The following is an 18421-nucleotide window of genomic DNA, read 5'->3' on the forward strand; positions in this document are numbered from 1 at the left end:
TCGTGACCATCATTGCGCATGAACGTTTTCAAGGGGCCGCTGACGAGTTCGAATACGAGTCCGATCGTGCGACGCCGGAACGCACCGGGGCCGCGACGATTACCCTGAGAGCACTTGAGAAGAGCTTCGGCGGCAACCGTGTGCTGCGCGGCATCAATCTCCACATTCCGGCCGGGCAGTTCGTCGCGGTTATCGGCAAGAGCGGTTGCGGCAAGAGTACGCTCCTGCGCATTCTGATGGGGCTCGATGAGCCGACGAGCGGTGAACTGCACTTTGAAAACGCAGACGGTGCGGATGCCCAAGGGAACGCGAGGATCGTGTTTCAGGAGCCGCGCCTGCTCCCTTGGTTGAGCGTTGCCAAAAATGTCGCGGTCGGGCTCGGCGATGGCGTCGATAAAGGTGCCGCCCTTGGGGAAGCCGAGGCGGTGCTTGCCGAGGTGCAGCTTGTCGAAAAAGCAAACGAATGGCCGGCCCGTCTCTCAGGCGGACAACGGCAGCGTGTTGCGCTGGCGCGGGCACTGGTGAGCAAGCCGGGCGTACTGGCGCTCGATGAACCGCTCGGGGCACTCGACGCATTGACACGGATCAGCATGCAGGAGTTACTCAATCGCGTCTGGCGAGAATTGGGCTTTACGGCCGTGCTGGTCACGCATGACGTCAGCGAGGCTGTGCATCTCGCCGATCGTGTGATCGTGCTCGAAGAGGGGCGCATTGCGCTCGATCTGGCGATTCCCTATCCGCATCCGCGCAGACACGGCAATCCCGCACTGGCAGAGCTTGAAGGGCGGCTGTTGGCGGCGATCCTGGGAACGGAGACCGCTCAGTGAATTTTTGACCACGGCGGCCTCAAGGGCGACTAGAACAAAAATCTAGCGGCGGTAGCAATCACCAGAAAGCCTACGACGACCCAGGCCGCTGCCCATGCGACCGTGTGGTTGGCCCTTGCCAGGACTTCGGGTCTAGGTTCGCGCTTGGGATTAAACTTGTGCCGCCTTTTCTGGGCGGTTCCGGTTTGGGAAGGCCTCTTTCCTGCGCTCATGCCGTCTTACTCGCAGTGGGATTGTTCGGACAGCAATCTAGCATGAAACCGGCTCAGTGTGTTGTGCTGCTCTCGCGTTCGACATAGGCCTGGATGCGGTCGACCAGAATCTCGGTTCCTTGCCGGCGGGAACCGCCGTCGGTGTAACCGTCAAGGAAGACCACCTGTTCCGTGAAGAGCATGGTTGTCCCTGATGGCGTCGCCTCGAAGGTGATTGTTGCGAGCGATGCCGAAATGCGTGTTTCGCCGAGCTTCATGTCATAGGCATAGATGATGCGCGCCTGCTGCACGATATCGATATAGCGCGCCTCATAAACGTGTGGGACTCCATCGCTGTCGGCGACGCGGTTTCGCTCCTGGCCGCCGACGCGGAAGTCGAGGCTGTATTCGAGGGACACCCATTCATCGTGGCAGGCGAACCACTGGTGCTTGGCGTCCGGATCTGCCCAGGCGGCAAAAACGCGTGAAACGGGAGCCCGCATCTTTCGCTCGATCGCGAACGTCTCGTGCATGGAGGAATACGTCGTCATCGCTTCATCACTCCGGTTTTTGCTCATCTGCCAGGAACTGCTCCAGGCGATCGAAAGTCTTGTTCCAACCCGCCTTATGCGCTGCAAGCCAGCGTTCCATCTCTGCCAATGCGTCCCTTTGCAGGCGATAGGTCCGAACACGGCCGCTCTTTTCCGATCGGACAAGGCCGCTTCGCTCCAGGACCGCCAGGTGCTTCATGACCGTCGGGAGCGCCATCGACAACGGTTCGGCCAGTTCGGACACCGAGGCAGGGCCGTGGCCGAGACGGTCGACCATGCCGCGCCGACTGCGGTCCGACAGCGCGTGGAACATCTGATCGAGAGCGGCGGGTTCGTGCATCATTTTGCGGCTTCATCTGGCCGGAAGCGGGCAGGCAGCCGTTCACGATAGGGATAGAACTTGAAGTACGGACGCGCCTCCTCAAGGACCCGGGCGAAGGAGGCGCGCGCAAGAAGTCTGTCGTAGTAGCCCTGCAGCCTCGGCTGGTCCACGAAAGGAACCAGTGTCTCGGCGTAGAAGAGGGCGGGAGCGGCCGCACAATCGGCCATGGTGAAGCTGTCTCCGGCGATCCACAGGCAATCGTCAAGCTGCCGCTCGATCATTCCGTAGGCTTTGCGTAGCGCCGCCTGGGCGTCCGCCACGCGGCTCGGATCGCCGCCGCCACGCAGCCGCTCCGCGACGATCTGCTGCATCGGTTCCTGCACGTGCAGGTCGAAGAGCCGATCCCACAGCCTGACCTGGAGCGCTTCATCAAAATCGTTCGGGATAAGCGGTCTTGCGCCCGGATAATAGCGATCAAGATACTCTATGATGATCGTCGTTTCCGGCACGGTGCGGCCCCGGGTTTCGTCGCGCAGTACCGGCATTTTTCCGAGCGGCCAGACACTGAAGAAGGCAGATCTGGACGCCTCGCTCCCGAGATCGACGTGCACGGCCTCAAACGGCGTGGCGTTTTCGTAGAGGGCGATCAGGACCTTGTGGCAAAAGGATGCAAGCGGGTGACTGTGGAGGAAGAGCGACATGAGGCCAGCCTTTCACGCTGTTTGAAACTTGCGTGATTGGCTAAGTATCAGGTCGTGACCCCATATTCAACGAAAAAGTTGCGTGATTAGCTAACTATTGACGGGTTGAGGAGGTGCCGGCCCGTTGTCCAGTCGCTTCGAGCGATTGCCTAGATCATCCGACATCTCTTGCCAGATCCGCCGTAGCCGCCGAACGTGGAGGTCGTCAGCGATCCATCCGATCAAGTGCTCCACGCAAGCCTTCGTTTTCGCTGGATTCTCGGTGATGGTTCGGCAAGCCCAGGTAAAATATTCATCGACAGTTGCTGCTTGGATGGGCGGAAGAGCAGATGCCGAAGGACTGTCTCCTGGTGGCAGCGAATTTGTGGGTTCATTGCGTATGATAAACGCGTTGAGGCCGCCAAGTTCGCCGATCCTGCGCGCGTCTGCGGTAACGGCAAAAAGAACGCCCGCATAGATCTTATCGAATTCGTCGGGCCCTGCTTTTTCGGTGGGCGCAGCCTCCCGTCCTCCGTAGTCGATGGCGCGCTCCAGATCGAAGACAGTGCGGATGTTCAGTTGCTTCAGCATCAGATACTTAGGGAGGCCCAGCATATTGCAGAGCTGCGCCTGTCCGACCCAGTCAATCGTCTGATAGATGCCGTAAGGCGACTCGATGTGAAGCTGGATCGGATTGTAGGTGGCAAGGTTCTGGACGTCGTAGATGCCGCACTCCTCGAGCCTGAAGCGGGTGGCGTAGTCGATCCCGTCGAGCACATCCAGAGGGGTGACACGGGTCACTGGATAGAAGCGGTCGTCGTCCATCTTTATCCACGAGATGAACGACTGCATCTTGATGAGCAGGAACTTGGTCGCGCTCTGCGGCGCTAGACCCAGCAAGGGAGCAAGCGCAAGCCACACCCATGAAATATGGGTACAATCGCGTGCTCCGTCGCCGCCCGCGCCCAGCGTTCCCAGCAGGCGTGTCGGATCGGTGAAGGCGACGTAGAGGAAGATTACGATCGCTACGGAGGCAAATATCTCCGCTGTCTGCCAGATAATTGTGTAGGCGGAGAGATCAAAGACTGCGAGGCTGCGAATGAACTGGCGGATCGCTGCAATAAAGGCGCCTGCGAATGCCAGCGTGCCTATGATCCGGATCTGACCCAGGAAGGCGTTCGGTGGGCAGCACGTGGTTGTTGCGCCACATATTGGGGCGCCCTCGACACCTGCAACCTGCAGCCCGGTTTCAAGCGCCTTGAGCAAGCTGCCAAACCCAAAATAGCAAATGACCATGAAGCCGAGCGCGGAAAGAAACAGCCGGAGGTCGCCCGCGTTGCCGATGATGCGCGACGACCGCATCCGCCTTTCGATCTCCTTGATCAGGCCCTCGGAACCGAGCCGGATCGGTTGGTCGTCCGGTTCGCGCAGATCGGATAGATATTTCGATGTCACAAACTCGAGGGCCGGATTGCTACCCGGCCTGTCCGATGGAACGCCGGCCCTCGCTGGGTCCTGGTCCCTCGTTGTCGGATAGGAGGCTATGAAGTCCGAAATGATACGCAGGCGTCGCACGCGTATGTCATTGCGCGCGTAGATGAGCAGCAGGGGGATAAAGACTGCCAAAAGCAAAACCGGCCACTGGATGTCCAAGTCGTGCAATTCCGAATGGAGCCAGCGCAGTAAGTTAGCGATGTTGAATGGTTGCGACTCTCCCATGCGACCTCTCCCCAGGGTTGCTCTGAGAGGTTCAGCCTCAAATGGTCACTCGTCTACCAACGAGACGCAATTGGTGGTTGTATTTTGCCGTAAAACCCTGTGTCGCGCGGATATTTCGCGACTGCCATCAGCCACGTCGCGCAATCACCAGATGGCCTGGACTCGGAAGGCCTTCTTGCATGCGAACGTTGATCTCCCTCATTTCGACGAGCGTGAAGCCGGTTGCCGCCAGCCTTTCGCGAATATAGGTCGCCGAATGGAGGAAGCGCTGATGAGGTCCGACCATATACGGCTGGCCGTTTCCCGAAGCCTCGGAAAGTTCCTCCGATGAGAAGATGAAGAAACCATCCGGGTTCAGATTTTCCGCCGCGCCGAAGAACAGCGGTTCGAGCGCGCCGAGATAGGGCAGGACGTCCGTTGCGGTGATGAGGTCGAACGGGTCCTCGTCATTGTCGTCGAGGAAATCTTCTACCTCCGCGACGAAGAGCGTTTCGTAGAGCTCCTTTTCATGGGCGATCTCGACCATGTTTTCGGAGATGTCGATCCCGGTCATATCTTCGCAGAGATCACCGAGCGCGCTGCCGGTGAGGCCAGTACCGCAGCCAAGATCGAGCATGCGCTTGAAGGGGCCGAGTTTTAATTCCTGCAGCCGTTGGCGGACCATCATCGGCACATGGTAGCCGAGCTGTTCCACGAGGACATCCTCGAAGACTTCGGCATGCTGGTCGAACAGGGTCTCGACATAGGCGTCGGGCGCCTTGGTCGGCGTCTCGCCACGGCCCATGGAAGCGATCCGCACGGCGGCACCGCCATGATCTTCCGGATCGATGGCGAGGACCTCTTCATAGGCCTTCACGGCGGCGTCAACGTCGCCCGCCTTCTCGAGTGCAAGTGCCCGGTCATAGGCTTCCGCGAGTGCGTCTTCGTCGATCTTCTTGGCCATAGCAATTCACCATCATTTTATTCCAAAGCTGCGTCTACGGCGACTGAATGTCTTTTGCAATGGCGACGTTCGAGGAGCAAAGTAAGTGTCCTCTAATGAACAAGAACAAAATGGAGGAAATGCCATGGTCGCCGAAGTCAGCAAGGCAAATTTCGAGAAGGAGTTGGATAGTCTGCGCCCGGCGCTCCCGGCAACTCCAGGCGAGATCACGAATACGCTCAGCCACTATTACCGCGGTGAGCTCGGCCGGATGATCAGCTGGCGGGATCGCATCGACCGCACATCGAATTGGGCGATCACCGTGGCGGCGGCGCTGCTTTCGGTTTCACTTTCGACACCGAGTTCGCATCACGGCGTGCTGCTTTTCGGGATGATGCTGATTACGTTGCTGCTGCTCATCGAGGCCCGTCGCTATCGTTTCTTCGACATTTATCGTGCCCGCGTACGGAAGCTTGAGCGAGGCTATTTCGCACAGATCCTGGCGCCGAATGGTGATTTCAAAGCCGATTGGGCCGGCGCGATTGCCAAGAGCTTGCGCAATCCGCAATTTCTGCTGAGCTACCACGGGGCGGTAAAGCGTCGACTGCGGCGAAACTATTGCTGGATGTACCTGATCCTGCTGCTCGCATGGTGCTTGAAAATCACGACACCCAAGCTCCAGACCGAAGGCAATCCGCTGACGCAGACACATTCCTGGACCTATGTGGTCGAGAACGCGGCACTTGGGCCAATTCCCGGCTGGGCAGTGCTCTGCGTCGTTGTATTGGCCTATGCCGGCATCCTCTATGGCACACTGCACCGAGAGATGGACGAAGACGAGTTCGTCAAAGGGGAGGCTCATGTCTGACCGGCCGTGCGGCCCGATCAGTTGATTATGAATTCACCTCTCAGCGCGCGCCATTCGGTGGCCGAGATCAGTTTGCGGTGAATGTAGCGCACCGAATGCAACGGCCCGTCGAGCTTCTCCTGCCAGAACTTCAGGAAACTGCGCATTTCTGGAAAGTCCGGAGCAAGGTCGTAGTCCTGCCAGATATAGGTCTGGAGGATCGTTCGGTGATCCGGCATCCGGTAGATAATTTGGGCCGTCGTCAGGCCGTAGCCTTGCAGCTGCCTTTCCATGTCCTTGTGCATCGTCGTCTCGCTTCTGGTTCCAATGATCGCGTATTAGCGATCCATAAAATGGAACCACGATAAGCTTAACCCAAGCTTGACGAATTGCTAGTGTCTCATGGATTTATCTTTTAATTTCAAGTCGTTGGCAGCTGTCGGCAGTGAGTGCTGCCAACCTCTTCAGCGCTTCAGGTGGCGGGTGAGGCGGCGCTCGATCCAAGCCCAGAGATGGCGCAGCGCCTCGACCATGCTGAGGTAGAAGATCGCCGCCCAAAGGTATGTCTGGTAATCGAAGGTGCGCGAGAAGGCGTAGCGCGTTTCACCCATCAGGTCGAGAACGGTGATGATCGCGACGACCGCTGAGCCCTTGATCAACAAGATGATCTCGTTGCCGTAGGGGCGCAGGGCGACAATCAGCGCCTGCGGCAGGATGATCTTGCGGAAGGCGATGACCTTGTGGATTCCGAGCGAAGCCGCGGCCTCGTGCTGGCCGCGCGGAACACTCTGGATGGCGCCGCGCAGAATTTCCGCCTGATAGGCGGCCGTGTTGATGGTCATTGAAAACAGGCCGCAAAACCATGCGTCGCGGAAGAACCACCAAAGTCCGACGGCTTCCAACTGCGGCCGGAAGCCGCCGAGGCCGTAATAAATGAGGAAGAGCTGGGCGAGCAGCGGGGTGCCGCGGAACACGTAGACGTAGCAATAGGCGATGCCGTTGATGACCTTGTTCTTCGACATGCGGGCAAAGGCCAGCGGCAAGGAGAGGATGGCGCCAAAGAAAACCGAGATCACCACGAGCATGATCGTCGTGTACAGGCCATGCAGATAGCGGGGACCGTAGCGGGTAAATTTTTCCGAATCCCAACCGCTGACCACCATTGCAATCAGCGCGGCGGCAAGAAGAATCCAGAGAGCGACGACCACGTAACCGGTGATGCGTGCAACGGTGATCGGCTTGTGCGCTTGCTTCGGCGCCGGCTGCGCCGGAATGAGGGTCTGGGCGTGGCTCATCGGCTGATCTCCGATCGCTTGGCCCACCGCTCGATGTAGCTGAGCCCGAAGGAGGAAATAACGGCGAGACCGAGATAGAGAGCGCAGGCAACGGTATAGAAGAGGAACGCCTGCTTGGTGACCTTAACGGCGACGCCTGTTTGGCGCAGGATATCCGCAAGGCCGATGATCGAGACGTAGGACGTGTCCTTGAGCAGGATCATCCAGAGGTTCACCAGGCCGGGCAGGGCGATCCGCACCAGCTGTGGCAGCACGATCAGGAACAGGGTGCGGCCGCGATGGAAGCCCAAGGCGTCGCCGGCCTCGTATTGGCCCTTGGGAATGGCGCGGAAAGCCGAGAGCAGCACTTCGGAGCAATAGGCGGAGAATACGACCGAAAGGGCAATCATGCCCGCGAAGAAGGCATTGATCTCGATGCGGCCTTCGTATCCGAAGGAGGCGAGGACCGACTGGATCAGGATCTGCATCCCGTAATAGATGATGAACAGCGTCAGCAGTTCCGGCAGGCCGCGGAAGATCGTGGTGTAGATGCCGGCGGCCAGGCGGACCGATTTCTCTTCCGACTGCTGGCCGAGTGCCACGAGAAAGCCGATGATCAATCCGATCGGCAGCGTTACCAGAGCGACTGCAACGGTGACCTTCAGGCCGGCGGCGATCTCATCGCCCCAACCAGTGTCGCCGCAGGCCAGGATCGTCGAAGAGCCGAACCAGGTGAAGAGTCCTGCAGGTCCGCAAAGCGGATCGAAGATATGCCCAATCCAGGCCCACAATGAGCCCAGCGCGGAAAATAATCCGCCCATGCCAGTTTTCCCCTCGCGGTTTGTACCGCTTTGATCTTTCCATCCTTGTCAAACAAAAATGGCGGAAGAGCAAGCCTTCCGCCATCAGCTTTATGAGCGACCTACAGCTTTTCTTATTCGCCGTAAACGTTGAAGTCGAAGTACTTGTCCTGGATCTTCTTGTACTCACCGCTGGTGCGGATCGCAGCGATCGCGGTGTTCAGCTTTTCGCGCAGCGCGTCGTCGCCCTTACGGACGGCAATGCCTGCACCAACGCCGTTGATTTCCTTGTCGACCGGGAGCGGCGTCAGGATCTTGCAGCATGCGCCGGCATCCGACTTGACCCACTGCGACAGCACGACGATGTCGTCGATGACGGCGTCAACACGGCCGTTCGCGATGTCGAGCTTGTATTCGTCTGCCGTCGGGTAGAGCTTCAGCTCGGTGTCGGGCAGGTGCTTTTCAGCGTAGTTCGAGTGGGTGGTCGAGGTCTGCGCGCCGATCGTCTTGCCCTTCAGGCCGGCAACGTCGGTGATGGTCGAATCCTTCGGCACGGCGATTGCCGGCGGGGTGTTGTAGTACTTGTTGGTGAAGTCGACGAGCTTCGAGCGCTCAGGCGTGATCGACATGGACGAGATGATCATGTCGAACTTCTTGGCCTGGAGTGCTGGAATGATGCCGTCCCAGTCGCTGCTGACGATGGTGCAGTCGGCCTTCATCTCGGCGCAGAGTGCGCGGGCGATGTCCATGTCGAAGCCCAGGAACTGCCCACTGGCGTCAACATATTCGAAGGGCGGATAGGTCGAGTCCGTGCCGATGACATACTTCTCACCATCAGCCATGGCGGCGCCTGCGAAAAGAGACATCGCGGCGACAGAAGCGGCGGCGAGAATACGGGTGGAGATACGCATGTTAGTCCTCTCTGTTGGTGCTGCCGCTCGTGTTCTTCTTTTGGACGGCGGCTGAGCAGGGCGGCGCTGGGCGCTGCCTTGGCGCGATACTCAAACCTTTTTTTGAGGAATTGCAACTGGAATCGCAGGGGCGCGGCGAACGGTCAACTATGGCGAAGATGAACAATGCCGCACTGCCACATTCATACCGGGTTAATAGTCCAGTTCCTAAGACTCGTGGAACAAATGCAGTCCCCGCGCGGTTTTCGCCGTGGGTGAACGCCCCAAAATCGGACGCGGCCACGACTGCGTCTCAAGAACATAAAGTACAACGAGGAGCCCCTATGGGAATGAAATCCAGATTGTTTGCCAGTGCCGCCTTTCCGCTGTTGTCGCTGTCGCTCGTAATCCCTCCAGTACATTCCTTCGCAGCAGCTGCCAGCGTTGAACAGGTTCGCACATTGCCGCAAGCAGTCGCGGGCAGCTTCGAAGTTGCACAGGATGCGCCATCCGACGAAGAGCTTCTGAAGAAGCACCACAAGCAGCACGGCGGCGGCGGTGAAGAACAGGCGCCGGCCGCCCAGCAGGAGCAGCCACAGCAATCGCAGGAAGCGCCTGCCGAAAAGCCACGCAAGCAGCGTGAGCCGGCAGCAGAGGCACAGCCCGCGCCACAGCAAGAGCCTGTCGTGGAACAGCAATTGCAGGAGGCAGCCCCCGTCGAAAAACCGCGCAAGAAGCGGCAGCCGGCCGCCGAGCAGGCAGAGCCCGCGGCTCCGCAGGAGCAGATAGCCCCGGCCCAGGAACAGCAGTTGCAGGAAGCAGCCCCTGTCGAAAAGCCGCGCAAGAAGCGGCAGTCGGCCTCCGAGCCGGCTGAGGCCGCGGCTCCGCAGGAGCGGATAGCGCCGGCGGCCCAGGAACAGCAGCCTGTGGAAAGCCAGGAAAAGCCACGTCGTAAGCGTGACAAGCAGCCATCGCAGGAAGAGGCCGCGCCGCAACCGCAGCCCGAACAGGGCGCCCCGCAGCAGGAGCAGGCTCAACCGCAGACCGAAGAGCCACAGCAAAAGGGCAAGGGAAGCAAGCAGGCCACGGATGGCTCGGAACAGCCGGTAAAGCCGCGCAAGAAGGCTGCTCAGCAGCAGGAGGCACCGGCAGCCGAAAATACGCCTGTTCCGCAGGAGTCGCCCGCGCCTGAAAAGGCTCCAAAGCCGGAGGCGGCGCCTACGGCCGAAAAGCCGGCGGTTCCCGCGCAGGAGCCGGCGATCGAAGCCCAACCCGGCGGCATGCAGCCAGCTCAGCAGCAGGGTGAGCAGGCTCCCGCGCCTCAGCCAGGCGAGCCGGCTGTTCAGCAGGGGGAACAAGTCCCGGCGCAGCCGACTGACCAGCCGGCAGCCGGTCAGGCAGAACAGGCTATCCCTGCTCCGGAGAAGGTCACGCCCAAGGAGCTTGAGCGTCGTAAGGAGATTGCCGCTGATCCGAGCAAGAGCACGGAAACCGTCGTTCTTCCGGTTGAAAACGGTGCTGCCGTTCTCGATAGCGACAAGGACGCCGATCGCTCCGGTGGGGTCCAGTCGCGCCGTGACCGCGACAGGCAGCGTGGACAGGAGCAGAACTTCCGCGTCCCGAAGTCGGATGCCGACGCCCAGATCATAACCGAAGGCGCCAAGGCCGCTCCGATCAAGATCGAAGCCGTCACCAGCGAAGAGGGCCGGCGCCTCGACAGGCGTCCGCAGTTTGACAGGCCGGAAGGTGCACGTTTCGGTGAGCGCGGCGACGACAATCGCGTGATCATTCAGATCAACAACCAGACGATCGTTCGCGGCGATGACGACAGGCGCTTCCTGCGGGATGGCGAACGTCCGATTTACGAGCAGCTGCCACGGGATCGCTATCGCGAGACCATCGACCGTGACGGCTATCAGATCGTGACGATCCGCAATCGCTATGGCGATATCATCCAGCGGTCGCGCCTCGACAACCGAGGCCGTGAGTCGGTTCTCTACTATTCGCCTGATCTCTACGAAGATCCGGACCGCGGTTACTTCGAGGATCCGGGTCGCGACCTGCCGCCGATGCGCCTGCGCATTCCGCTTGATGACTACATCATGGACACGAGCAGCGACGACGGCCGCGACTACTACGACTTCCTCCGCGAGCCGCCGGTGGAACCGGTAGAGCGTGTCTATTCGCTGAACGAAGTGAAGTACTCGGCACGTATCCGCGACAAGGTTCGCCGTATTGACCTCGATACGATCACCTTTGCGACGGGCAGTGCCGAAATCCCGATGAGTCAGGCGCGCAGCTTGCGCAAGGTTGCAGATGCCATCAATGAGGTCCTGCGCAAGGATCCGTCGGAAACCTTCCTGATCGAAGGTCACACGGACGCTGTGGGGTCTGACCAGAGCAACCTCGTCCTGTCGGATCAGCGCGCTGAATCCGTCGCGAACGTCATGACCGACGTTTACGGCATCCCGCCCGAAAACCTAGCAACGCAGGGCTACGGCGAGCGTTACCTCAAGGTCAATACGCAAGGACCGAACCAGGAAAACCGCCGTGTCACCATCCGCCGCGTGACGGCGCTCGTTCGCCCGGTCGCTTCGCGCAACTGAGCTGACGGCCAGAGTTGACGGGAAAGCCGCCGGGAGACCGGCGGCTTTTTCTTTTGCTCGCGCTGCAATGTTGGTGGCGGTTGCCGAGCCTCAGGTCGTAAAGCGGGCGTCGACGATTGGCGTTGCAAGCCCGCAAAGAATACTGGGATCGAGGCGGAGGCCGCAGGCCTCAATCATCCGGCGTGAAATGATGTTGTCAGCGTGGACGAACTCAACCACTTCGTCGGCTCCCAGCGTTTCGAAGGCCGCTCTGACCGCTAGGGCATTGATAAGCCGACCAAGCCCCTTTCCACGCTGTTGCGCCGCGACGGCGATCAAACCGACCCAGGCGGTGCCTGAGTGTTTGCTGTGGGTGTTGAAAGGCATATTCGCGTGAGCGGTTGCGACGACATGACCTTGAGCGTCAGCGAGGGCGATGGTGACCGCGGGGACTATGTTGCCAGCCAGCATGGCGCCTGAAAACGGCGCTATGCCATTTTCCGCCATGCATGTCTGAATAGCTCCGACAGCGTCGTCGCCGGGATCGGCCGTCAGATTGACACGCGTCAGGCCACCGGGAATGTCATCCTTCAGGATCGCAGTGCAGGCTCGTGTCGCCGCCGTGCGATCGGCCCTGCAGACACTCCACACGTCAACGCGATAGGACGGCCCCAGCTTCAGGCGGATGTCCTCGATGCGTGTTGCCGACATCATGCGGAAGCCGAAGACGCCGTCCTGGGCGAGGCGCTCGTCGACAAATGCCCAGTCGATGAGGTCGAAGTTGTCGACCGAGAAGAACCGCCCGGCTTGCACAAGGCCCGGCGTGGCAGCGATTTTAGGCTGCGCCTCGTCGGACTGACGCTGCAAGCGCTGCTGCTTTTCCGTGCCGTAGTAGGTCATTGCTCCCTCGCAACAGGGTTTTCTACTTTGCAGGTAGTTCCACTATTCCCGAAATGAAGTCCGCGATCGCCCTGGTGTCGTCCAGATTGAAGACCGGCAGAAAGCCTTCGGCGATCGGGTGATCGGTCGCAATGGCGACGATGAAAGGATCCGTCGGCGCGAGAGGTTCCTGGTTCGCGGAGTCAAAACGGCGGGCTTCGATCTTTGGAATCGGCTCGCGCTTATAGCCCTCGATCAAGACGAGGTCACAGGGCGCGATGCGGCCAAGGATTTCTTCGAATGTCGGCTCCGGGGCGCCGCGCAACTCGTGCATGATGGCATAGCGCGTCCCGGAAACGATGGTGACTTCGTGCGCGCCGGCCTGCCGATGGCGGTAGCTGTCGGCGCCGACCTTGTCGATGTCAAAGTCATGATGGGCGTGCTTGATTGTGGAAATGCTGTAACCACGGCTGGTGAATTCCTCGACGAGGCGGACAGCCAAGCCCGTCTTGCCCGAGTTCTTCCAGCCGGCGATGCCAAAAACCTTCGGCTTGTCCATCAGACCAGCACCTTGAGCCAGCGTTCCGCCTCTTTGAGGTCGTCAGGCGTGTTGACGTTGAAGAACGGATCGAGGAGGCTCGCCCGTGTCGGACGCAGCGGGAAGTCAACTTCCCTTACGTCATGCCGTAAGAGGAAGTCCCGAACACGGCGTTTTTCATCGGTGGCAATCCAGGTTTCGAGATCATCGGCAAGTTTAACGGGCCATAGGCCGAACACCGGATGACTGCGGCCTTCAGAGGCGGCAATACCAATCTTCAAGGGCGCGTCGATGGCGCCTGCAAGCCAATCGACGAGGTCGTTGGGAAAAAACGGGCTGTCGACAGAAACCGTCATCACGTGCGTCACCCCCCTCAGCGTTGCGCCGTAGGCCATCGCCGCGTGAATGCCAGCCATCGGTCCCGCTTTGCCGGGAATTATATCAGGAATGAACAAATGCCGGCAGTTTTCCGGCGTCGCATCGGCATTGACCGCAAGGGTGCTCACTTGGGGCTCAAGCTGTTCGATGACGCGCTCGAGCAGGCTGCGGCCGCTGAGGCGCACGGAGGCTTTGTCTCGGCCCATGCGGGAAGAGCGCCCCCCCGCCAGGACCACACCCGGTATATTGGATCTATCTAGTGCAAAATCGTTCATGATTGCCTCAGACGGGTGTTCTCGGCTCGGATTCCTGGGCGACTGGCGGCACATGGCGCTTGGCTTCACGATAGAACGTGTAGAGGCCGGACGCTATGACCACTGCAGCACCCATCAGCGTCCAGAGATCGGGAAACTCCGCGAAGAAGACGAAGCCCAGCAATGTCGAGAAGATTAGGCTGGTGTAGCGGAATGGCGCCACGAAGGAGATTTCCCCCGTTCGCATCGCCATGATCACCGACTGATAGCCAATCAGCACCAGAATGGCGGCGAGCAGCAGATGGGACAGCGATGTCATGCTGACTGGCTCCCAACCGCCAAGCAGCGGCGTCAGCAAGGCGCCGACGACCGTCACGGAGACGGCCGTTACCACTGTGATCATCAGCGAAGGGATCTCGCGCCCAATACCGCGGGTGGCGAGGTCGCGGCCGGCTGTGGTGAGGACGCTGCCGACGCAGAGGAGGGCGGCGGCCGTAAAGCCTTCCGGTCCGGGCCGGATGATGATCAGCACGCCAATCAGGCCGACGAGGATGGCCGACCAGCGACGCCAACCGACAGGCTCGCGGAAGAACAGCGCCGCACCGAAAGTAACAACCAGCGGAAGCGATTGCAGGATGGCGGACGCGTTTGCGATCGGCATCATTCCAAGAGCGGTAATGTAAGTCACCGCTGCCAGTATCTCGCAGATGACGCGGATGATGATCATCGGTTTGAGGATGATGCGCCACGGACGCAGCGCCCCCATGTGACGGGCAATAAGGTAGACGAAAATGCTCGTGAACAGGCCGCGCAGACACATGATCTGGCCGGCATTCATCGAGGCGATAACTGACTTGGAAAGTGCGTCGCTGCAGGAAAATCCGGCCATGGCCGAACTCATGTAGATGGCGCCCTGGGTATTGCGGGACCGCGGCATGTCGATATTCCGATTCTCGTACACGTCCTTTTAGAAGGTGCCTGTCGCCAAGGGAATCGATCGAAAGCCACAGTCGCGATAATTCGATTGCGCAGTGCACAATGACCCAGGCGGTGCGGGCAGGCGAGGGCAGGAAACGGGTGGCTGCGCGCCCCGATGTCTGAGATTTGGAATACCGCAAACAACAAGCGGAGGTTCCGAGATGAGATATCTGGATGGCAAGGTTGCGATCATAACCGGGGCGAGCTCAGGCATCGGCCGGGCAGCAGCCAAACTCTTTGCAGCCGAAGGCGCACGGCTCGTCGTTGCGGCCCGACGCGAGGCCGAACTCGGCATGCTGGTCGAAGAGATCGAGCGCGCGGGTGGCGAGGCCGTAGCCGTTGCCGGTGACGTGCGCGAGGAAGCTTTGAACCGGCGGCTGGTCGAGGTGGCGGTCGAGCGCTTCGGCGGTCTCGACGTCGCCTTCAACAATGCCGGCGGCACCGGCGAATCAGCGCCGGTGGCAGACCTTTCGCTGGCTGGCTGGAACGAAATGCTGGCGCTCAACCTGACGAGTGCGTTTCTCGCAGCGAAATACCAGGTGCCGGCGATGATTGACCGCGGCGGTGGATCGATTGTCTACACCTCGACCTTCGTCGGCCATACGGCGGGGATGCCAGGGATGGGCGCCTATGCGGCGAGCAAGGCCGGACTGACCGGGCTGGTGCAGGTGCTTGCCGCCGAACTCGGTCCAAAAAACATTCGCGTCAATGCGCTGTTGCCAGGTGGCACCGACACCGCGCTGAACCCGGCGAACTTCGAAAACCCGGATATGCAGCTGGTCGCCTTCATCCATGGCCTGCACGCGTTGAAGCGCCTGGCGCAGCCGGAGGAAATCGCCAAGGCAGCACTTTTCCTGGGATCGGATATGTCAAGCTTCGTGACCGGCACGTCGATGCTGGCAGATGGCGGGGTCTCGATCAACCGGACCTGATCTGCTTGAATTCAGTGGGCGTCACCCGCCGGTGACGCTCATGTGGCGGGCGACGGCCGGGCGGTTATGGGTGCGGTCGATGATGAAGTCGTGACCCTTCGGCTTGCGCGAGATCGCCTCGTCGATCGCCGCATAGAGCAGCCCATCGTCCGGGGTGGCGCGGACGGCGGCGCGCAGGTCGGCGGCGTCGTTCTGGCCGAGGCACATGTAGAGCGTCCCGGTGCAGGTCAGCCGCACGCGGTTACAGCTCTCGCAGAAATTATGGGTCATCGGCGTTATGAAGCCGAGTCGGCCGCCAGTTTCCTTCACTTCGACATAGCGGGCAGGGCCGCCGGTCCGGTAGCCAATGTCGGAGAGCGTGAACTGTTGTTCGAGATCGGCCCTGAGCTTCGACAGCGGCAGGTAGCGGTCCGTCCGGTCTTCCTCAATCTCGCCCATCGGCATGGTCTCGATGACGGTCAGATCCATGCCGCGGCCATGCGCGAAGCGGATCATCTCGGGCATTTCGCTGTCGTTGAAATCCTTCAGCGCCACCGCATTCAGCTTGACCTTGAGACCGGCCTTCTGGGCCGCCTCGACGCCCTCCATCACCTTGTGGAAATCGCCCCAGCGCGTGATCTGACGGAACTTGTCGGGGTCGAGCGTATCGAGCGAGACATTGATGCGGCGAACGCCCGACGCGTAGAGTTCATCGGCGAAGCGGGAAAGCTGCGAACCGTTGGTGGTCAGCGTCAGCTCGTCGAGACCAGAGCCGATTTGCTTGCCGAGCTCGCGCACCAGATACATGATGTTCTTGCGCACCAGTGGCTCGCCGCCAGTGAGCCTCAACTTGCGCACGCCCTTTGCGATGAAGGCCGAACAGAGCCGGTGCAACTCTTCGAGCGTCAATAGCTCCTGCTTCGGCAGGAAGGTCATGTGTTCGGCCATGCAGTAGGTGCAGCGGAAATCGCAGCGGTCGGTGACGGATACGCGCAGATAGGTCACGGCCCGCTGGAAGGGGTCGATCATTGGTTTCGCCTCTGCAACCAGTGGCGATGCGCTGCCTGTCGTTCCGACGTTGCTGTTCACGAATGCCTCCGCAATGCTACTAATGTGCGTATAGGCTATTGCCACGTCAAGGGAAACGCTGTCGGGAGCGGCAAATTACGCTTGCCTCGCCAAGCGCCATTGCCTACTCGTCATTTTTGAAGGGGAGTGGGATCATGAGCGATATCTGGCCGACCGAACTCAGAGTTTCAAAAGACCGGCAGCACCTCGTCGTCACGTTCAACGATGAGAGAAGCTTCGATCTTTCCGCGGAGATGCTGCGCGTGCTTTCGCCGTCGGCGGAAGTGCAGGGCCACGGGCCGGGACAGAAGGTGACGGTTCCCGGCAAGCGCAATGTCGCGATCATCTCGCTGACACCGACCGGCAACTACGCCGTGCGCATCGGCTTCGACGACATGCATGATACGGGCATTTATACGTGGACCTATCTGCGCGAACTCGGCGAGCATGGCGCAGAGCTATTCGCCGCCTATGAAGACGAGTTGCGGGAGAAGGGCATGGATCGCGACACGTCCGAGAAGCCGCGCTGAACGACAACAGCTAGAAGGGGGACTGCATGACGGGAACGAGCAAACGAAACTGGCTGCGGAACAAGGGCAGCAGCAGGGTCACCTTCCTCGAACTGTTTTTTGATCTGGTCTTCGTTTTCTCGATCTCGCAGCTCTCGCATGCGCTTGCAGCACATTATACGCCACTCGGCGCCGCCGAAGCCGGGTTGATGACCTTCGCAGTCTGGTGGGTTTGGATATTCACCGCCTGGGCTACGAACTGGCTCGATCCCGACAAGATGCCCGTGCGGATTATGCTTGGGGTTTTGATGCTGCTCGGCCTCGTTCTGTCCGCGTCCATTCCGGAAGCCTTCACTGACAAGGGACTGCTGTTCGCAGGCGCTTACGTTTTTATGCAGGTCGGCCGATCGCTGTTCACGACATATGCCTTTAAGGATCAGAGCGCTGCCAACTGCCGCAACTTCTTGCGTATCAGCACCTGGTTCATCGTTTCCGGTGTCTTCTGGATCGTCGGCGGCTTCCTGGAACATGAGGCGCGGTTGATCGCGTGGGTGATTGCGCTTGCCATCGAGTATGCCGGGCCGGCGAGCGGCTTCGCAGTGCCGGGGCTTGGCAAGTCGAATGCGACTGAGTGGGACGTGTCCGGCGCACATATGGCCGAGCGTTGCGCGCTATTTGTCATCATCTGCCTCGGTGAGGCGGTGCTGGTTTCGGGGCGGACATTCTCGGAAATGCCGTTCTCAACACTGACGGCGGTTGTCTTCGTCACCGGCTTCATAGGCACGGTGGCGATGTGGTGGCTCTATTTCCGTTTTGGCCACGAGCGGGCGGCGCATCGGATCGAGCACGAAGAAACGCCGGGAAGCTTGGCGCGCCAGGCCTTTACCTACGCCCACATTCCGATCTTGGCGGGCATTATTGTCCACGCCGTTGCGGTCGAGTTCATGTTCTCGCATCCGCACGAGTCCGGCAACCTTGGCGTCATGGCATCGGTGCTCGGCGGCTCAGGGCTGTTTCTGGCCGGCAATCTGTGGTTCAAGGGAGCGACCAGCGGACGCATGCCACTCTCGCATCTGGCAGGCTTGGTGCTGCTGATCCTGCTTGCGTTCATCGCACCGTTCATCGAGGTTTATCTCGCCGGCATTCTCGCGACCCTGGTGCTGATCATCGTGGCTGCGTGGGAGTATCGATCGCTTGCCGGGCAGACCGTCGGTCACACGGTTCACTAGAGCCTTTGAAGCGTTCCGTTGGCTCAAACGAGTCGCATGGCCGGTCGACCATTCGGCCCGTTTCAGCCA

Annotated in this window: 20 protein-coding genes; 6 read left to right on the top strand and 14 right to left on the bottom strand. The window is 60.2% G+C overall.

Features of this window, described 5'->3' with window-relative positions:
* Positions 1-2: 2 nt before the first annotated feature.
* Positions 3-827 carry an ATP-binding cassette domain-containing protein gene (locus FHX16_RS11780; protein ID WP_183862737.1) on the top strand — a complete coding sequence of 275 codons (825 nt, stop codon included), beginning with the start codon at positions 3-5 and terminating at the stop codon, positions 825-827.
* A gap of 265 nt (positions 828-1092) precedes the next feature.
* On the opposite strand, the gene FHX16_RS11790 is transcribed toward FHX16_RS11780, so the two are convergent.
* From FHX16_RS11790 to FHX16_RS11810, 5 genes are all read right to left on the bottom strand, one after another.
* Positions 1093-1569, bottom strand: coding sequence for an SRPBCC family protein (locus tag FHX16_RS11790; protein WP_183862735.1), 477 nt, complete (start codon positions 1567-1569; stop codon positions 1093-1095).
* A gap of 7 nt (positions 1570-1576) precedes the next feature.
* Positions 1577-1912 (bottom strand): helix-turn-helix transcriptional regulator, encoded by a 336-nt coding sequence (locus tag FHX16_RS11795; protein WP_183862733.1) that lies wholly within the window; start codon positions 1910-1912, stop codon positions 1577-1579.
* Complete coding sequence (locus tag FHX16_RS11800) at positions 1909-2592, bottom strand: glutathione S-transferase family protein (RefSeq protein ID WP_183862731.1); 684 nt, start codon at positions 2590-2592, stop codon at positions 1909-1911. The genes FHX16_RS11795 and FHX16_RS11800 overlap by 4 nt, the downstream gene beginning before the upstream one ends.
* 90 nt (positions 2593-2682) lie before the next feature.
* Positions 2683-4290, bottom strand: a complete 1608-nt coding sequence (locus tag FHX16_RS11805) for a hypothetical protein (protein WP_259128385.1) — start codon at positions 4288-4290, stop codon at positions 2683-2685.
* 127 nt (positions 4291-4417) lie between these two features.
* Entirely contained in the window at positions 4418-5233 is an 816-nt protein-coding gene (locus FHX16_RS11810; RefSeq protein WP_183862727.1) for a class I SAM-dependent methyltransferase, read from the bottom strand.
* A 124-nt stretch (positions 5234-5357) separates the two neighbouring features.
* On the opposite strand from FHX16_RS11810, the gene FHX16_RS11815 reads away from it, so the two are divergent.
* Positions 5358-6080, top strand: coding sequence for a DUF2270 domain-containing protein (locus tag FHX16_RS11815; RefSeq protein ID WP_183862725.1), 723 nt, complete (start codon positions 5358-5360; stop codon positions 6078-6080).
* A 17-nt stretch (positions 6081-6097) separates the two neighbouring features.
* Here FHX16_RS11815 and FHX16_RS11820 read toward each other — a convergent pair whose 3' ends face one another.
* From FHX16_RS11820 to FHX16_RS11835, 4 genes are all read right to left on the bottom strand, one after another.
* Positions 6098-6364: an usg protein gene (locus FHX16_RS11820; protein ID WP_016554211.1), complete on the bottom strand. Its 267-nt coding sequence runs from the start codon at positions 6362-6364 to the stop codon at positions 6098-6100.
* Between the two features lie 159 nt (positions 6365-6523).
* On the bottom strand, positions 6524-7354 hold the full coding sequence (locus FHX16_RS11825) for an ABC transporter permease (RefSeq protein ID WP_183862723.1): 831 nt from the start codon (positions 7352-7354) through the stop codon (positions 6524-6526).
* On the bottom strand, positions 7351-8154 hold the full coding sequence (locus tag FHX16_RS11830; protein ID WP_016554209.1) for an ABC transporter permease: 804 nt from the start codon (positions 8152-8154) through the stop codon (positions 7351-7353). The genes FHX16_RS11825 and FHX16_RS11830 overlap by 4 nt, the downstream gene beginning before the upstream one ends.
* Positions 8155-8267: 113 nt before the next feature.
* Entirely contained in the window at positions 8268-9044 is a 777-nt protein-coding gene (locus FHX16_RS11835) for an ABC transporter substrate-binding protein (RefSeq protein WP_016554208.1), read from the bottom strand.
* Positions 9045-9367: 323 nt separating this feature from the next.
* Between FHX16_RS11835 and FHX16_RS11840 the strand changes: the two genes are divergently transcribed.
* The gene (locus tag FHX16_RS11840; RefSeq protein WP_183862721.1) at positions 9368-11629 is read left to right on the top strand and encodes an OmpA family protein; all 2262 of its coding nucleotides are present in this window, start codon (positions 9368-9370) and stop codon (positions 11627-11629) included.
* A 90-nt stretch (positions 11630-11719) separates the two neighbouring features.
* On the opposite strand, the gene FHX16_RS11845 is transcribed toward FHX16_RS11840, so the two are convergent.
* From FHX16_RS11845 to FHX16_RS11860, 4 genes are read right to left on the bottom strand one after another with little or no spacing between them, the layout of a single operon-like run.
* A complete protein-coding gene (locus tag FHX16_RS11845) occupies positions 11720-12508 on the bottom strand; it encodes a GNAT family N-acetyltransferase (protein ID WP_183862719.1) in 789 nt (262 codons plus the stop codon).
* Between the two features lie 22 nt (positions 12509-12530).
* A complete protein-coding gene (gene mobB / locus FHX16_RS11850; protein WP_183862717.1) occupies positions 12531-13046 on the bottom strand; it encodes a molybdopterin-guanine dinucleotide biosynthesis protein B in 516 nt (171 codons plus the stop codon).
* Positions 13046-13678: a molybdenum cofactor guanylyltransferase MobA gene (gene mobA, locus FHX16_RS11855; RefSeq protein WP_183862715.1), complete on the bottom strand. Its 633-nt coding sequence runs from the start codon at positions 13676-13678 to the stop codon at positions 13046-13048. Before mobA ends, mobB begins: the two co-directional genes overlap by 1 nt.
* A 7-nt stretch (positions 13679-13685) precedes the next feature.
* A complete protein-coding gene (locus FHX16_RS11860; RefSeq protein ID WP_183862713.1) occupies positions 13686-14594 on the bottom strand; it encodes a DMT family transporter in 909 nt (302 codons plus the stop codon).
* A 202-nt stretch (positions 14595-14796) separates the two neighbouring features.
* Here FHX16_RS11860 and FHX16_RS11865 point away from each other — a divergent pair, with 202 nt between their 5' ends.
* Positions 14797-15567 (top strand): SDR family oxidoreductase, encoded by a 771-nt coding sequence (locus tag FHX16_RS11865; protein ID WP_183862711.1) that lies wholly within the window; start codon positions 14797-14799, stop codon positions 15565-15567.
* A gap of 21 nt (positions 15568-15588) precedes the next feature.
* Here the strand turns inward: FHX16_RS11865 and moaA are convergent, their stop codons facing one another.
* Positions 15589-16635, bottom strand: a complete 1047-nt coding sequence (gene moaA / locus FHX16_RS11870; RefSeq protein ID WP_183756385.1) for a GTP 3',8-cyclase MoaA — start codon at positions 16633-16635, stop codon at positions 15589-15591.
* A 134-nt stretch (positions 16636-16769) separates the two neighbouring features.
* On the opposite strand from moaA, the gene FHX16_RS11875 reads away from it, so the two are divergent.
* Both FHX16_RS11875 and FHX16_RS11880 read left to right on the top strand, forming a co-directional pair.
* Positions 16770-17144: a gamma-butyrobetaine hydroxylase-like domain-containing protein gene (locus FHX16_RS11875; RefSeq protein ID WP_183862709.1), complete on the top strand. Its 375-nt coding sequence runs from the start codon at positions 16770-16772 to the stop codon at positions 17142-17144.
* Positions 17145-17170: 26 nt separating this feature from the next.
* Positions 17171-18352, top strand: coding sequence for a low temperature requirement protein A (locus tag FHX16_RS11880; protein ID WP_183862707.1), 1182 nt, complete (start codon positions 17171-17173; stop codon positions 18350-18352).
* Positions 18353-18421 lie beyond the last annotated feature (69 nt).

Origin of the sequence: Rhizobium sp. BK661, from assembly GCF_024808825.1 — a bacterium.
GTDB lineage: Bacteria > Pseudomonadota > Alphaproteobacteria > Rhizobiales > Rhizobiaceae > Rhizobium.

Bases quoted from the DNA above. Each gene is read 5' to 3' on its own strand.
- FHX16_RS11790 (WP_183862735.1), bottom strand. From the start codon at position 1,569: ATGACGACGTATTCCTCCATGCACGAGACGTTCGCGATCGAGCGAAAG.
- FHX16_RS11795 (WP_183862733.1), bottom strand. From the start codon at position 1,912: ATGATGCACGAACCCGCCGCTCTCGATCAGATGTTCCACGCGCTGTCG.
- FHX16_RS11800 (WP_183862731.1), bottom strand. From the start codon at position 2,592: ATGTCGCTCTTCCTCCACAGTCACCCGCTTGCATCCTTTTGCCACAAG.
- FHX16_RS11805 (WP_259128385.1), bottom strand. From the start codon at position 4,290: ATGGGAGAGTCGCAACCATTCAACATCGCTAACTTACTGCGCTGGCTC.
- FHX16_RS11810 (WP_183862727.1), bottom strand. From the start codon at position 5,233: ATGGCCAAGAAGATCGACGAAGACGCACTCGCGGAAGCCTATGACCGG.
- FHX16_RS11815 (WP_183862725.1), top strand. From the start codon at position 5,358: ATGGTCGCCGAAGTCAGCAAGGCAAATTTCGAGAAGGAGTTGGATAGT.
- FHX16_RS11820 (WP_016554211.1), bottom strand. From the start codon at position 6,364: ATGCACAAGGACATGGAAAGGCAGCTGCAAGGCTACGGCCTGACGACG.
- FHX16_RS11825 (WP_183862723.1), bottom strand. From the start codon at position 7,354: ATGAGCCACGCCCAGACCCTCATTCCGGCGCAGCCGGCGCCGAAGCAA.
- FHX16_RS11830 (WP_016554209.1), bottom strand. From the start codon at position 8,154: ATGGGCGGATTATTTTCCGCGCTGGGCTCATTGTGGGCCTGGATTGGG.
- FHX16_RS11835 (WP_016554208.1), bottom strand. From the start codon at position 9,044: ATGCGTATCTCCACCCGTATTCTCGCCGCCGCTTCTGTCGCCGCGATG.
- FHX16_RS11840 (WP_183862721.1), top strand. From the start codon at position 9,368: ATGGGAATGAAATCCAGATTGTTTGCCAGTGCCGCCTTTCCGCTGTTG.
- FHX16_RS11845 (WP_183862719.1), bottom strand. From the start codon at position 12,508: ATGACCTACTACGGCACGGAAAAGCAGCAGCGCTTGCAGCGTCAGTCC.
- mobB (WP_183862717.1), bottom strand. From the start codon at position 13,046: ATGGACAAGCCGAAGGTTTTTGGCATCGCCGGCTGGAAGAACTCGGGC.
- mobA (WP_183862715.1), bottom strand. From the start codon at position 13,678: ATGAACGATTTTGCACTAGATAGATCCAATATACCGGGTGTGGTCCTG.
- FHX16_RS11860 (WP_183862713.1), bottom strand. From the start codon at position 14,594: ATGCCGCGGTCCCGCAATACCCAGGGCGCCATCTACATGAGTTCGGCC.
- FHX16_RS11865 (WP_183862711.1), top strand. From the start codon at position 14,797: ATGAGATATCTGGATGGCAAGGTTGCGATCATAACCGGGGCGAGCTCA.
- FHX16_RS11875 (WP_183862709.1), top strand. From the start codon at position 16,770: ATGAGCGATATCTGGCCGACCGAACTCAGAGTTTCAAAAGACCGGCAG.
- FHX16_RS11880 (WP_183862707.1), top strand. From the start codon at position 17,171: ATGACGGGAACGAGCAAACGAAACTGGCTGCGGAACAAGGGCAGCAGC.